The 14,146-nt window shown below is 36.5% G+C and carries 19 protein-coding genes, 1 pseudogene and 2 other annotated features; of the genes and pseudogenes, 6 read left to right on the top strand and 14 right to left on the bottom strand.

The genetic code is table 11. The features are described from left to right. Window positions 1–710: 710 nt before the first annotated feature. From F991_RS10215 to F991_RS10265, 10 genes are all read right to left on the bottom strand, one after another. Complete coding sequence (locus tag F991_RS10215) at window positions 711–1,124, bottom strand: hypothetical protein (protein WP_004671086.1); 414 nt, start codon at window positions 1,122–1,124, stop codon at window positions 711–713. A gap of 262 nt (window positions 1,125–1,386) precedes the next feature. After that, a complete protein-coding gene (locus F991_RS10220; RefSeq protein ID WP_004671088.1) occupies window positions 1,387–2,001 on the bottom strand; it encodes a virulence factor TspB C-terminal domain-related protein in 615 nt (204 codons plus the stop codon). Window positions 2,002–2,158: 157 nt separating this feature from the next. Further along, window positions 2,159–3,378 (bottom strand): IS3 family transposase gene (locus F991_RS10225; RefSeq protein ID WP_145972635.1). Its coding sequence is split into 2 segments (ribosomal slippage): window positions 2,159–3,102 and window positions 3,102–3,378, totalling 1,221 coding nucleotides; the frame shifts between segments, so codons are not numbered across the junction. Beyond that, window positions 2,987–3,103 (bottom strand) — a sequence feature (AL1L pseudoknot). It overlaps the preceding gene by 117 nt. Then, window positions 3,347–3,835 (bottom strand): hypothetical protein, encoded by a 489-nt coding sequence (locus tag F991_RS17750; protein WP_004671089.1) that lies wholly within the window; start codon window positions 3,833–3,835, stop codon window positions 3,347–3,349. The genes F991_RS10225 and F991_RS17750 overlap by 32 nt, the downstream gene beginning before the upstream one ends. Window positions 3,836–3,905: 70 nt before the next feature. After that, a complete protein-coding gene (locus F991_RS10240; RefSeq protein ID WP_004671090.1) occupies window positions 3,906–4,139 on the bottom strand; it encodes a major capsid protein in 234 nt (77 codons plus the stop codon). Then, entirely contained in the window at window positions 4,139–4,324 is a 186-nt protein-coding gene (locus tag F991_RS10245; RefSeq protein ID WP_004671091.1) for a hypothetical protein, read from the bottom strand. The genes F991_RS10240 and F991_RS10245 overlap by 1 nt, the downstream gene beginning before the upstream one ends. Before the next feature lie 3 nt (window positions 4,325–4,327). Next, entirely contained in the window at window positions 4,328–4,498 is a 171-nt protein-coding gene (locus tag F991_RS17495; protein ID WP_155757148.1) for a hypothetical protein, read from the bottom strand. A gap of 232 nt (window positions 4,499–4,730) precedes the next feature. Continuing rightward, complete coding sequence (locus F991_RS10255; protein ID WP_004671095.1) at window positions 4,731–5,018, bottom strand: hypothetical protein; 288 nt, start codon at window positions 5,016–5,018, stop codon at window positions 4,731–4,733. After that, complete coding sequence (locus tag F991_RS10260; RefSeq protein WP_004671096.1) at window positions 5,008–6,453, bottom strand: replication initiation factor domain-containing protein; 1,446 nt, start codon at window positions 6,451–6,453, stop codon at window positions 5,008–5,010. The genes F991_RS10255 and F991_RS10260 overlap by 11 nt, the downstream gene beginning before the upstream one ends. Before the next feature lie 4 nt (window positions 6,454–6,457). Continuing rightward, complete coding sequence (locus F991_RS10265) at window positions 6,458–6,706, bottom strand: hypothetical protein (RefSeq protein WP_004671098.1); 249 nt, start codon at window positions 6,704–6,706, stop codon at window positions 6,458–6,460. 144 nt (window positions 6,707–6,850) lie between these two features. Here F991_RS10265 and F991_RS10270 point away from each other — a divergent pair, with 144 nt between their 5' ends. Further along, window positions 6,851–7,045 (top strand): hypothetical protein, encoded by a 195-nt coding sequence (locus tag F991_RS10270; protein WP_151283122.1) that lies wholly within the window; start codon window positions 6,851–6,853, stop codon window positions 7,043–7,045. Window positions 7,046–7,101: 56 nt separating this feature from the next. Here F991_RS10270 and F991_RS10275 read toward each other — a convergent pair whose 3' ends face one another. Together F991_RS10275 and F991_RS10280 are read right to left on the bottom strand one after the other, a co-directional pair. After that, entirely contained in the window at window positions 7,102–7,773 is a 672-nt protein-coding gene (locus tag F991_RS10275; protein ID WP_004671102.1) for a HEPN domain-containing protein, read from the bottom strand. Between the two features lie 102 nt (window positions 7,774–7,875). Further along, window positions 7,876–8,334: an Lrp/AsnC family transcriptional regulator gene (locus tag F991_RS10280; RefSeq protein ID WP_034595537.1), complete on the bottom strand. Its 459-nt coding sequence runs from the start codon at window positions 8,332–8,334 to the stop codon at window positions 7,876–7,878. 109 nt (window positions 8,335–8,443) lie between these two features. Between F991_RS10280 and rarD the strand changes: the two genes are divergently transcribed. The 3 genes and pseudogenes from rarD to F991_RS10290 all read left to right on the top strand — a co-directional run bounded on the left by rarD (window position 8,444) and on the right by F991_RS10290 (window position 9,912). Next, on the top strand, window positions 8,444–9,334 hold the full coding sequence (gene rarD / locus F991_RS10285) for an EamA family transporter RarD (protein WP_004671106.1): 891 nt from the start codon (window positions 8,444–8,446) through the stop codon (window positions 9,332–9,334). Between the two features lie 33 nt (window positions 9,335–9,367). Further along, window positions 9,368–9,544: pseudogene (locus tag F991_RS17200) on the top strand (transposase); the annotation flags it as partial. A 104-nt stretch (window positions 9,545–9,648) separates the two neighbouring features. Further along, window positions 9,649–9,912, top strand: coding sequence for a VF530 family protein (locus F991_RS10290; RefSeq protein WP_004671108.1), 264 nt, complete (start codon window positions 9,649–9,651; stop codon window positions 9,910–9,912). 1 nt (window position 9,913) lies between these two features. Here F991_RS10290 and F991_RS10295 read toward each other — a convergent pair. Further along, window positions 9,914–11,133 (bottom strand): IS3 family transposase gene (locus tag F991_RS10295; RefSeq protein WP_145972635.1). Its coding sequence is split into 2 segments (ribosomal slippage): window positions 9,914–10,857 and window positions 10,857–11,133, totalling 1,221 coding nucleotides; the frame shifts between segments, so codons are not numbered across the junction. Further along, window positions 10,742–10,858 (bottom strand) — a sequence feature (AL1L pseudoknot). Its footprint overlaps the gene before it by 117 nt. Before the next feature lie 279 nt (window positions 11,134–11,412). Here F991_RS10295 and F991_RS10305 point away from each other — a divergent pair. Beyond that, on the top strand, window positions 11,413–12,111 hold the full coding sequence (locus F991_RS10305) for a DUF1826 domain-containing protein (RefSeq protein ID WP_004671110.1): 699 nt from the start codon (window positions 11,413–11,415) through the stop codon (window positions 12,109–12,111). A 46-nt stretch (window positions 12,112–12,157) separates the two neighbouring features. Here F991_RS10305 and F991_RS10310 read toward each other — a convergent pair whose 3' ends face one another. Next, the gene (locus tag F991_RS10310; protein ID WP_004671113.1) at window positions 12,158–13,048 is read right to left on the bottom strand and encodes a LysR family transcriptional regulator; all 891 of its coding nucleotides are present in this window, start codon (window positions 13,046–13,048) and stop codon (window positions 12,158–12,160) included. A 110-nt stretch (window positions 13,049–13,158) separates the two neighbouring features. On the opposite strand from F991_RS10310, the gene F991_RS10315 reads away from it, so the two are divergent. Beyond that, complete coding sequence (locus F991_RS10315; protein WP_171063438.1) at window positions 13,159–14,082, top strand: alpha/beta hydrolase; 924 nt, start codon at window positions 13,159–13,161, stop codon at window positions 14,080–14,082. The last annotated feature ends 64 nt before the right edge of the window (window positions 14,083–14,146 follow it).

The following is a 14,146-nucleotide window of genomic DNA, read 5'->3' on the forward strand; positions in this document are numbered from 1 at the left end:
TGTGAAGCTACCAACGCCACCAAAAGCACAAGTATAAAGACAGAAAAGCCTTTGTATATCAAAGGCTTGAAGCACAACTGTGCGTATAATGTATATTATGTTAAATAGAATATCTGAGACTGTAGCCTACACAACACTGTTTGTAGCTACAGCTCAGCAACGTGAATCTCTACGATCATAATTCACGTTGCTGAGTATTCCAAGTAACATAATATAAGTTATGCAGAAATCAGACCGCTACTCGACTTGCGTATTAGTCGAGAGCCTACGCAAGTCTGCGTGGCTATGACCTCTATGTCTGGATACATGATGCAGATTTGGTCAATCGTTTCCCGCATATTATAGGTTGCGGGAAATTGAAATTATGACCACCTATTAAAACTATAATTTTGCGATACTGGTCTATCTATATGATGCTGTAATTTATTAATTAGTAGTTTTACGTCATTTATTTTGTCATTGCTAGAGCTATTATCTTTTTGGACGTAAATTAGATATTCATCTAGTATTTCAATAAGTTGTTGCCAATCCTCTTGACGCATAACTCCAATTGAACGTTTGTATCGCATATATTCAACCTAGCGCGTCTGTTCTTTTCACTGAGAAATAAATATTTTCAGTCCTTGCTTGCTACTTAAGCCACTATAATTGTTAAAACCCGATCAATCATAGATTGATGGGTTTTATACAATTTTATGCGTTTAAGCAGCTCAACCTTTAATACGATCTGCATTAATTTTTTCTTGTCTTACATCATCATATAAGCCTTTTAAAACAGGATCATTTTCGATTTTTAATAGTCTTTGCTCATGAATTTGATCATACAAATCTTGAATAGTTTTGTTCTGTTCAACGGTCTCAAGTATATTAAATGCTTGATCTCCACCTTTAATATCAATAACTTGCTTGTAAATGTAAGATAAAGTTCGATCTATTTGAGTTCCTTTAATTAACCACCAATCAAATTCTCCATCAGTCATTGGATTTTCTGAGTCATTAAATCTAGAATCCAAATATTTATAGTCATCAATTAGTTGTTGAAATTCTCCTTTAATTGGTTCTATATCATGGACTAATTTATTGAACTCAGCATGGTCTGTTACTGGCTGAAATTGCTTTGACATTGATGATCTCCTTGAGAGTTTAAACAAAATGTAGTGAGTTAATATAATAATTAAAACCTTAAAAACAATAACTTATAAACATGCAAACAAAATGTAGTGACTTAAATTGGTTTTAACTACCATTATTAATACTTTGAGTGACTAATTTATTAATAAAAAAGACACTAAACAGCCCTAAACCTAATGATGAAATTGCTTTAAAAACAATTGTTCCACCCACGTAAGACAAGAATCTAAATAGAAAGCCCATCACTTGTATCCTTTAAGATTTGGAATAACCAATCAGAATTAGACTTGCAGCAATAAAGCCACTGGCAATGACAAAATATTTGATGCTACTTGCAAATTGACAAAGTGGTTCATAAGAAAATTTCAAATCAAATGCAGTAATTCCTAAACTAATTCTTTGAGTATAATCAGGTGGACATGAAGCATTAAATGAAATTGATAGTTGATCTAAATCATTAATTTGATAATTACCAACTTCTTTCGGTGGAGGTGTGTTTTCAGGATAGACAGTATCATCATAAATCACATCACAGATAGGTGTTGCCCAACTACAAAAATCAGGAAGAACCCCTGTTACTGCACCAGTAGCATCTTTTATTGAACCATCTTTAGTTTGAGGAGCTGTATTGATCAACGAAGATTCAATTTGTTTAACTGTTTCATCTGTTTGTATAGCTGTCGTATCAGATGTGTTATATAAATCGAGTAAAGCATCTGTGGCTTTTGTACGTTGTTCTAATGAGGGAAAGTATCCACTACCTTCAACTGCAAATGCATCATTTAAAAGAGCTTCAGCGAAGACTTCAGGCTGAATCACCTGTTCCTCAACAGGTAGAGTATTGGGTTTTCCACCGATACTACTTTCCATACTTTTTTCTTTTACCGCCCCCGTTTTGACATCCTTTCTATCAAAATATAAGGCTAAAGCACCAGAGCTTGTGATTGTATAAAATAAATTGGAATAAGAATAAGTTCCTGCCCAAGTTTGAACCGTACCGGGTTTGTCGGAGACTTTTTTATTTAAGTTAAGCCACCTGACCTAACGGGTTAATCTTATCATAGTACATTGCTTCAAACTCAAAAGGCGACACATAACCCAGTGCACTGTGTACACGCTTTTTATTGAACCAATCTACCCAGTTTAGTGTCGCAAGTTGTACATCTGCTAAACCTTGCCAATCTGCTTTTAAATATTCAATCACCTCTGTTTTGTATAAGCCATTCACCGTTTCAGCCAAAGCATTATCGTATGAATCACCAGTTGTACCGACTGATGCTCGTAAATTTGCTGCTTCTAAACGATTGGTATAGCGAATCGAAAGATATTGCACACCCCTGTCGGAATGATGAATCACATTCTTTGGCATGCCTCGATCGTGCAATGCTTGCTCAAGTGCATCGAGCACCATATCTGTATTCATCCGTGTAGATACTTTCCATCCAACAATTGCTCGTGAGAACACATCAATAATAAAGGCGGTATAGACCCAGCCTGAATGAGTTTGAATATACGTAAAGTCACTGACCCATAATTGGTCAGGTCGATCAGCACTAAAATTACGTTTCACTAAATCATCTGCTCGTTTTTGATCATCTCGGTTGCGGGTAGTTTGTTTGTTCTTACCACGCCAAACACCTTGTATATCTAGCTTCTGCATCAATCGAGCAACTGTACAACGTGCAATAACATAGCCTTCACGTTTCAATTTTTGCCAAACTTTACGTACACCATATCGACCTAAACTTTCCTTCCAAATTCGTTTAATTTGTTCAGCATGATGCTCATCATGTAGATCTCGTTTCGCTCGATGTTCTGGATTGTCAGCGAGATCTAAAGTTCGGTAATAGGTTGAAGCTGCGATCGGTAAAATCCTACAAATCGCATCAACACCATATAAGTCTTTATTGTTATGGATGAAATCCACCATTATTTGTGTGGGCGGTCGAGCTCCGCCTGGGCGAAAAAAGCGGCTGCTTTACGTAGAATTTCATTGGCACGCTTTAATTCTTTAATTTCACGTTCCATTTGCTTCATTTTTTCTTGATCAGATATCTGTTGTACTTTAATAGGATTTTGCTGATCTAAATGCTTTTGATGCCAGGCACGAAGTGTTTCAGGAGTACAACCAATCTTAGGCGCAATTGCTGTGATTGCAGCCCAAGTAGAAGGATAATCTTTTTCAGATTCAATTAGTAATTGAACCGCTCTTTCTCTAATTTCGGGGGTATAGGTTGGTTTTTTCATCGGAATAGTCTCTCAGAATATTGAGTCTCCGACAAACCCGGTACGGTTCAGTTTGATTTAATCTTTGCATCACCTCATTACCAATAGTTGTTGGAACATTGGAACAAAGAAGTAAATAGCACCACTCCCATTGACTTTGTCCCGCTTTTTTTAAGAATGTCCCATCATCTTGCTTATAGGTCATAGAATAGTAAGTGCCTGCAAAAAGAAGTACACCTACAGCACCACCTCTTAATGCTCTACTTGATAAAGCAGATTTCAAAATAGATGGTGTTGGTTTAACAGCAGTTTTGTAAATATTTCCATTCTTCTGACCTATTACATTGATTGATCGGTTGACCTTATCAACTGAAGTTTCATAGGTGAATCCACCTGCATTTGATGCATATAAGCTACTACTAGCTAGCGTAATAATAATGCTGCCAAACAAACGAACATAATGAGTAAATATAGCCACGCTTCCACCTCAAGACCTCATTTTATAGGGTGTGTAGGTAGGGTGCGAAGCTACCTACACAAAAAGTTAATTATCGAATTAAGGCAATCACACGTTTAATCACCCAAACTCCAGCTACTACACCAATAATGGCAATACCGACTGTTTGAAGTGTAGATGAACCACCACTAATGGCAGATGTAGCACCAGTTGCTAAATCACCCTCCGCAAAGGCAGAGCCTGTAGCAACCATTAATGCCGTACCTAAAGCAACAGGTAAAGCCTTGTTTTTTTTCTTTAACTTGAGTTTCCATATAAACCTCATTATTTAAGCAAGCTGATAACTTGCTTGACGATGAAAACAACGGCAAAGCAGCCTACGATTGCGATTAACATTTGATCGGCTTGCTGTACCGTTAAATTTGGCAAGAACGGTTTTTGTTCCTGCCATTCCAAGCACGTTTGCAAACCTGTTTCATTTTGCGGTGATAAAGTTTTGCAGACGTGCATTTCTTAAATTCCTTGTTCTTTAAGACGATGAATCACTTGTCGTCTTAAAGCCTGATACTGTACTGATGTGTAATATCGACCTCTAAACAGGTACAAATATTCAATAGAATTATTATCTAATGATGCGAACTTAATACGTTTAGGACGTTTAAAATGATCAGACGTTAAATTCACAACGAACTGAAAAAACTCAAAAAAAATCCTAGATATAATAAATCCAGCAACTAGACCGATGATTAGCATGTAATTAGCAGCTTCAACGAAATGAGCTACGGTTAAGTCCGACCGTAAAATTTCTAATTCAGTCATAAATAAGATCATCCATTACATTGTTTTTCATGCTGTTGTAGTACCTCTTCGTAGAAGAAATAAGCACCACATTTGTCACAGCAGTAAACTAAACAACTCATTTTTGTACTTGTGGTACGAGGTCTTTTAAGATTGTGACCATTGATTTACCGTTACTCACCTGCTCCATTGTTGCTTCAGCATTTAATGGAAATTTCAAGGCTTTCAACTTCTCGAAATTGGCAGATGTACCCCAGCGGATTTGTTCACCCACCTGCCCTACAAAGTTTTCACTATCTTGAAGCTCCGCTTGGAAGAAAATAGTTGTAGAGTCATAGGCATGTCCGTTGAACTCACCTTTTGAACTTTTTGCACCTAGTACGGTAATAGTTGTTTTAAACTGCATGAGCTAATTCCTCATAAATTGGTTGATTGATACGAACGGCTTGCATTGCTGCAATTGCAGAGAATTTCAGACGTTTGGGGACTTCATCTTTGGATGATGAAAGCATGGTAAGTAATTCAGAATCGTCATAGACTTTTCGGAACTGTCGAATGTATTTACCAAATTGACTTTTGGTAATTTCGATAGCTTTTTTCCACTCGATTTGTGATTGTTTTTTAATGATTTCAGTCTTTTCAGGCATGATGTATTGCCCTAATCGTGGCAATAAAACCTTTTCAAATACTGGATAAGCACCGACAAAATATTTTGACGGTGAGAGCAACATTTCTAATTCTAGGTAACGATCTTTGGATTTAAATTCGATTTCAATACGAACCCATTCACTTAAATGATCACCTTTCTCTTTTCCTTTTTCATAAATTCGGCAAGATTTTCCACTTTGACGACAACCAATATATAAAGTACGCCCTTTTCCGCTAGGACGTTTCCAATTACCAGCCTGTCTGGACTCAGGTACTCGACCAGAAACCCAAAACATTTCTTGTGTATCCCATTGATCGGCTTCATCTAGAGTGATGTATTCACCCTCTAAGTCATCAAAGCAAATATCCACACGAGAAAGCTTTGAACCTTTGATTTGCTTCAAATATTTATAGAGTTGTTCATTCCAGCCTTTACGAGCAAGCGCACATCCTGAACCATTGATTTGAATATAGATGTATTTTTGTTGATTTCCATACAGGACCATACCGAGGTCATCCTGTAAGGTGTAAGCATATCGATTATGATGCATGCCCTTATCACGCTTTTGACCTAGACCAAATCCAAATAATTCAAAAAGTTCTTGACCTAAAACAGATTCGAGTAATTCAGTTAGAGCTTCTTCTTCGATTAAAGGGTCAAGAGATAAATATTTTTCATGGAAACGTGACAAAGGAATACCGAAAGTCACCCAATCTATACCTGCTATACCGTTATCGACTTTTGCAGCAATTGGTACTGGCATAATGCCTTGAATGGTGGAAATAATTTTGTGGTTATCTAAATATCTTGGAAAAGCCCATTGTTCAGATTGCAGTGATTCAGTCGGTAACCCCATATTATAAATTGGGGGTTGAGAACCTTGCTGAGTTGGATGTACCGTGTTTTTTAGTACATTGGCTATTTTATGTTCAAATGTTTGAACGACTGAATTTTCTTTGGGTTGCTTCTGTTTTTTAGTGATGAGCTGCTGGCAATGGTTCAGTTTGTTCTGAACTACACCATTCAAATAATCTTTAAGGTTTTGGCAAACACGAAGATCAATTTCTGAATATGTAGCAGCTAAGACAATTTCATCCATGATGAAATTAGATTGCTCATAGACTTCTGTAAGTTGATGAATGTTTTTATCGAAGTCTTGGATTTTATTAATTAGTTCACATGCCTTATCCATCACCCTACTCTCCTAAATATTCACGAATTTCAGCATTGGCTTTTTTATAGGTTTCTAAGTGAGCATCAATGAATGAATAGTCATACGACCAATCACTTGCGACTATTGCCAAATGCTCAAGACATCTTTCTGTAGATTCAGCAGGACAACAAACGTCTAAACATGGATGACCATGTTCAGCAACAATCTTAGCAACTTGATTGAAAGCAGCTTGAGTGAATTCTTGAGTAGAGACAAAGGTAATATTATTCATATTGTATACATGTGTAAGTATTACATAGGGCAATACTACTATGATTTTGTGTTAATGTATACATGCGTAAATATAAAGTGCGTAAAAATAACTTGTATACTTATAGTGGAGTGCTATATGGGCCAAAAGGCTTGGAGTAAAAGAATGGCTGTGACTGTTCGTTTAAATGATTCAGAACAAGAAAGGCTTAGACGTAAAGCTATTGAGTTGAATAAGGTGCTAATCAATCGTGGGCTAGAACCAATTAAAGATAGTGAATTGGTACATCGAATTTTAGATCAGACAATTGAAGCTGCTGAAGTATCATCTTCAGGTGAAGTTATTATTGTTTTGAAATAAGGGAAAAGTCCCAAATTTGAGACTAGAGTCCACCATTAGAAAGCGTGGACTCTTTTTTATGATGAATAGGTAAGTAAAAATCTTTCAATATCTTTAATCATATCCTCAACATTTTGTTGATTAAACTTTTCATAATCACCATGAGCAGCATTATTTCTTATATCTGCTAATGCCGTGATTTGTTTTTGCTGAAGTGTGTTGTAAACACCTGCTTTTGCCAAGTCATCATTTAAGCGTGTAAGTTTTTTCTTTTCTAAATCGATTTCATTATTTTGGCATAGCTCTTTAATTGCTGTTTCTAAAACTACACCTGCAATTACAGCAGCAGCATTTTTATAGCCACTTTCAAGCAATGATTTAGCTTGCTCAAGTTCATTGTCAAAGACCTCAGCTTGCACAATTTGCTTAAACGTAACTAGAAACCCATTTTTAAAGTCATCATAAGCTGCTATTAAAACGGGTGATAACCGTTTTAGAACATCAGTTTTACTATCCATAGTTTGTGGCTTTTCAGATTCAATAAAATCTTGAAAATGTATTGATTTTTCACCACATGATAACTTTAGTAAATTTTTTACTTTAACTTTCCATGCTAAATACTGAGCATCTCCATTTTCACCTAAAGTTGTGTAGCTACCATATTCATGATGTTTAACTCTTGATAAAGATGCTATTGCATTTGCTTCTTCAATCAACTCTTCATAACGTTTTATGATTTTTTGGCTCATATTTTCTCAAGTATTAAGTCATTCTGAAGTCGCATAACTTCATTTTATGTTAAATAGAATATCTGAGACTGTGGTCGGCCTACACTTGCTTCAAAGTTATATTTATATATTTGGAATATCCAAAGATACTTTTACCCGATCCAATACAACAGTTGTTTTAAACCATTCTACATTTGGGTTGTTATGAAAGAGTTCATCACAGAGTTCTTGAAACCGATTCATGTTTGGTACTAATAGTACTAACATGAAATCGACTTCACCCGTAACATAATAGCATTGCTGTATTTCTGTCCTAGAGAAGCTTGCTTTAAGAGATTTAAGATCAATAGCATGGGTTTTATTAACCCTAATTTCTACAAGGATTGTAATCACTTGATTAAGCTTATCTGGATCTAAAACAGCAATATTCCCAATGATATAACCATTTTCACGTAACTTTTGAATGCGTCGTTGTACTGAAGCTGTAGATAAATGCACAGCATCTGCTAATTCTCGTAATGGAATTAAACTGTCTTTTTGAAGTAGCTTGAGCAATGCAAAATCAAATTTATCTAAAGTCATATGTGTATGTGTTGTGAGAAATTTTCTCATTTATTGTAAAAAATTAGAGTCTAATTATCAATCAATCTGAAATAAAATATTGTCCAAATGGCTTAGCTAGTAAATATCGATGTCTACACAATCAAATACGGCTCTTGGTATAACCTTTAATGTGATCGCCTCAATATTATTTGCGTTAATGTTTGCATATACCTCCCTACTCCAGTCTTTAAATGGAAATGAAATTTATGGTTGGCGTATATTACTAACATTTCCATGTCTAACGCTTTTCATTACTCTTCAGGGTGGTTGGTCGCAAGTCATTAGTATTTATAAACGTTTATACAATGAACGTTATTTCTTTTTAACTCGGTTTTTATCATCTTCTTTAATAGGTGTACAACTTTGGTTGTTCATGTGGGCACCTAGTAACGGTTATGGACTAGATCTCTCACTAGGCTATTTTATGATGCCAATTACTATGGTGATTTTGGGTCGTATCGCATTTAAAGATAATATGTCACGATTACAAAAGTTATCCTGCATTTTTGCAATATTGGGCATTATTAACATGTTGGTTATATCAAAAACGCTAACATGGCCAACCTTACTGATTTGTTTAGGTTATCCCATTTATTTTTGGTTAAGACAAAAAACCAATACCAACAATATTGGTGGCCTTTGGGTTGATATGATGCTCAGTCTTCCAGTCAGCATATTTTTTATATTTAAAGGTGATGTCGTCTTATCAGAAGAATTAGACACACTTTGGCTTGTTTTGGGATTAGGACTAATTAGCGCACTGGCTTTAGGGTTTCAGTCTCTGTCAGCTGCATATCTGAATCTAAGCCTTTTTGGTCTTTTGGTATATGTTGAGCCAGTTTTATTGTTAGCTTTTTCAATATTATTGGGTGAAACAATTAAACCAGCGGAATGGGCGACTTATATTGCTATTTGGTTGGCGGTTTGCGCCCTCATGCTTGAAGGTATTCTTAGCTTAAAGAAAAATAGCTTTACCTAAAAAGACTTTAATGAATAAGCCTGCGTCCAAAATATATCATATCGTACAACGGATTGGTCTTCTTACAACCATGCTTTGATCAATCGTGGAAACCTCACCATTTGGTTTGATTCCAATACACAGTGGTATGCATAATCAACACGTAAACAAGGACGAAATCAAACCCATTCTGATGCAGCCATCCAGTGTTGCTTAATGATCAAAGTTTTATTAAGCTGTAATTTTATATGTTAATTACGTTTAAATTTCAACTCTCTCATTTTCTAACTAGCTCAGGTTATAATAATGGCCTCAAAAAATATAGTTGATCTATTATGAACACCTCCAATGACCCTTTACACGGCAAAAAACTTGCTGGCATTTTGGATGAATTATTGGATTACTACGGTGGCTTTGAAGGCTTAAGTCGTAAAATTGAAATTAGATGTTTTTGCATAGATCCAAGTGTTAAGTCATCATTGCGATTTTTGCGTACCACACCATGGGCACGGGAAAAAGTAGAAAACTTATATTTGTATGTCTTACGCCAAAAAGCTAAACTGAACCGTACCGGGTTTGTCGGAGACTTTTTTATTTAAGTTAAGCCACCTGACCTAACGGGTTAATCTTATCATAGTACATTGCTTCAAACTCAAAAGGCGACACATAACCCAGTGCACTGTGTACACGCTTTTTATTGAACCAATCTACCCAGTTTAGTGTCGCAAGTTGTACATCTGCTAAACCTTGCCAATCTGCTTTTAAATATTCAATCACCTCTGTTTTGTATAAGCCATTCACCGTTTCAGCCAAAGCATTATCGTATGAATCACCAGTTGTACCGACTGATGCTCGTAAATTTGCTGCTTCTAAACGATTGGTATAGCGAATCGAAAGATATTGCACACCCCTGTCGGAATGATGAATCACATTCTTTGGCATGCCTCGATCGTGCAATGCTTGCTCAAGTGCATCGAGCACCATATCTGTATTCATCCGTGTAGATACTTTCCATCCAACAATTGCTCGTGAGAACACATCAATAATAAAGGCGGTATAGACCCAGCCTGAATGAGTTTGAATATACGTAAAGTCACTGACCCATAATTGGTCAGGTCGATCAGCACTAAAATTACGTTTCACTAAATCATCTGCTCGTTTTTGATCATCTCGGTTGCGGGTAGTTTGTTTGTTCTTACCACGCCAAACACCTTGTATATCTAGCTTCTGCATCAATCGAGCAACTGTACAACGTGCAATAACATAGCCTTCACGTTTCAATTTTTGCCAAACTTTACGTACACCATATCGACCTAAACTTTCCTTCCAAATTCGTTTAATTTGTTCAGCATGATGCTCATCATGTAGATCTCGTTTCGCTCGATGTTCTGGATTGTCAGCGAGATCTAAAGTTCGGTAATAGGTTGAAGCTGCGATCGGTAAAATCCTACAAATCGCATCAACACCATATAAGTCTTTATTGTTATGGATGAAATCCACCATTATTTGTGTGGGCGGTCGAGCTCCGCCTGGGCGAAAAAAGCGGCTGCTTTACGTAGAATTTCATTGGCACGCTTTAATTCTTTAATTTCACGTTCCATTTGCTTCATTTTTTCTTGATCAGATATCTGTTGTACTTTAATAGGATTTTGCTGATCTAAATGCTTTTGATGCCAGGCACGAAGTGTTTCAGGAGTACAACCAATCTTAGGCGCAATTGCTGTGATTGCAGCCCAAGTAGAAGGATAATCTTTTTCAGATTCAATTAGTAATTGAACCGCTCTTTCTCTAATTTCGGGGGTATAGGTTGGTTTTTTCATCGGAATAGTCTCTCAGAATATTGAGTCTCCGACAAACCCGGTACGGTTCAAAACAGAAATCGCAGCTATCAAAACCCTAGCCTCAGCATTCTTAATTCACGTTGCTGTGTATTCTAAATTTCATCTATCAGCCATTTACAGCGATCTTTGTAACCATGGCTTCATTACAACAGATCATGTTTCTTAATAACAGAGTTACCAACCTACTTTAATTGAAATGCAATGTTTTTATAAAGCTAAGTGTTATTATTAGATCCTGTTCATTATCATAATTCTCTTATGAAGAATGCATTTTCTGACAACCCTCAAATTGGCGTGGTTTCCACTTTTTCTGAATTGGTAAATTCCAATTTTCAAGGCGATATGAATGCCATTTGCTGGTATAGAAATTTGGTCGGTGATTTTGAAGAAATTGTGTCTAAACTTGAGTTAAAAGAGAATGTTACTGAGATTTCAGTTGAAGATCTTTTAGCATTGAAACTTTCGGAAAATGGCAATTTAGCAAGAGAAATTATCTTAAGAGATATGCGACTCTTAACTGACTTGGGGGCATCGCCTACGCTTAATTTAATTAATAATTACGAACGGGATGAAGAACTAGATTTTATTTCAACAGATGTATATTCGTTTCATGTTGACCGATCACCTATCCCAACAGATACTTTTTTGTGCACCTATCATGGTTCTGCAAGTGATATCCTGCCCCATGATCAAGTTGAACAAAAGATTTTAATTCCAGAAATTAGGGAAAAACTTAAAAAATTACATGACGGTCCAGAAGCTGAATTTGAAAATTTTCTAGAAGAGTATTTCTTTGATCTGCATTATCAGCCTAAACCCAACACAAAACCTGTGAATTTAGGTTTAGGACATCTATGGCGATTGGCTGTAGACCATCCATCACAACAAGTTTTACCTTGTGTTCACAGAGCACCTGCTGAAAAGGATGATGAATATAGACTGCTATTGATTTGTTAAGTATTTATTCGATATGGTTTGTTACTACAGCGCTATCAGGGGGAAATTAAAGTTTTTCTTTTAGAGCATTGATTAAGATATTCAGCAAAGGTGCTTGTTCACGTCTATGTGGATAATATAAGTGATAAGGCTCATAGCTATGTCGCCAGTCTTTAAGTATTTCTTCTAGCTCACCATTTTCAATATATGCTTGCACCATATCAATAGGTAGATAAGCGATTCCTACACCACTTCTCACTGCTTGAAGTACTGGAGATAAGGTGGTAAAAACAATTTTAGCATCGATCTTTACACTCTGAGTTTTATTGTTTTTAGTAAACTGCCAGCGGAATAATGCGCCATGTGTTGGTAAGCGTAAATTAACACAGTCATGCTCAATTAAATCTGTTGGGTGCTTAGGTCTACCTTTTTGATTTAAATATTCAGGGGTTGCTACTGCCAGCATTGAAATACCATCACTAATTCTGACAGCAATCATGTCTTTTGAGACAAGCCCACCTCGTCGGATACCCGCATCAAAACGACCATCAACAATATCGATTAAGCCGTAGTCTGAAGTGATTTCTATCGAAATTTCTGGGTATTTTTTGATGATTTTTTCGATCGCAGACCATAAAAAACTTTGTATTGCATATTCGTCAGCATTAATACGTAAAGTTCCCGTTGGATTCTTTCTAAGCGCACTAATTTGGTTAATACCATGCTCAATATCTTCAAGCGCTGGTTGAATCATATTCAGTAAATATTCTCCTGCTTCAGTTGGAGACACGCTTCTCGTTGTCCGTGATAGTAATTTAATCCCGATACGCTCTTCCAAATTACGAAGTGTTTGGCTAATCGCCGATTGTGATGTGCCAAGTTTTGCGGCAGCTCGAGTGAAGCTACGTTCTTGAGCAACAATCATAAATGCTTGCAAATCATGTAAATTTTCTTTCATTATTTATAAGTATTCAATATAAGTCTTATCTGATTATAACGGATTATCATAATGAATCATGACTGTTAATCTTATTTCATCAACATAGTTCCTCTCTCGGAGATTAAATGATGAAAACTGTTACTTTTAAAAATAAAAACATCGATGTTTCTGCAACGATTCGATTTCCTAAAGATTTTGATGAAAGTAAAAAATATGCAGCCATCGTATGTGCACACCCAATTAGTAGCTGTAAAGAGCAAACTTCAGGTGCAATTTATGGTGAAAAACTTACTGAGGCTGGATTTATTACTTTGGCATTTGATGCATCATATCAAGGTGCAAGTGGTGGCGAACCTCGCTTTCTGGAAGATCCTGCAACGCGTGTAGAAGACTTCCGTTGTGCTGCTGATTACCTCACCACCTTAAATTATGTCGATGAAAATCGTATTGGTGTATTTGGTGTCTGTGGCGGTGGTGGTTATGCGGTCAATGCAGCGATGACTGAACGTCGTTTCAAAGCAGTTGCGACTGTTGTTGCTGCCAATTATGGTCGTCTTATGCGTGAAGGTGATTTTAGCACTGATGCAGCGATAAAAACTTTAGAAGCAATAGCGGCACAAAGAACTGCTGAAGCACGTGGTGCTGAACCATTTATTACCCAATATATTCCAAACTCACAGCAAGAACGTGAACAAGCTGGAATACATGATATCGATATCAAAGAAGCCATTGATTACTATAAAACGCCTCGTGGTCAGGCTGATGGTTCACCCAATAAACTGCGCTTTTCTGGTTTAGCGGCTGCAGTTGGTTTTGATGCATTCCACTTGGCTGAGCATCTGCTTACTCAACCTTTGCAAATTGTAGTTGGTGACATCTCTGGCGGATTTGGGTCATATCGTGATGGTTATGAGTTGATTAGCAAAGCGGCTTCTAAAGATAAAAATCTATTCGTGGTTAAAGGTGCAAGTCATTACGACTTATACGATCGACCTGAACCTGTTGCTCAAGCTTTAGAAAAAATTATTTCGTTCTTCCAAAAACATCTTTGATTCGTATGGTGGAAAGTTTCTGAATCAAGAAACTTTCCACTCCTTTATACCGTTTCCCAACGAT

Source organism: Acinetobacter sp. CIP-A165, from assembly GCF_000367985.1.
Classification (GTDB): domain Bacteria; phylum Pseudomonadota; class Gammaproteobacteria; order Pseudomonadales; family Moraxellaceae; genus Acinetobacter.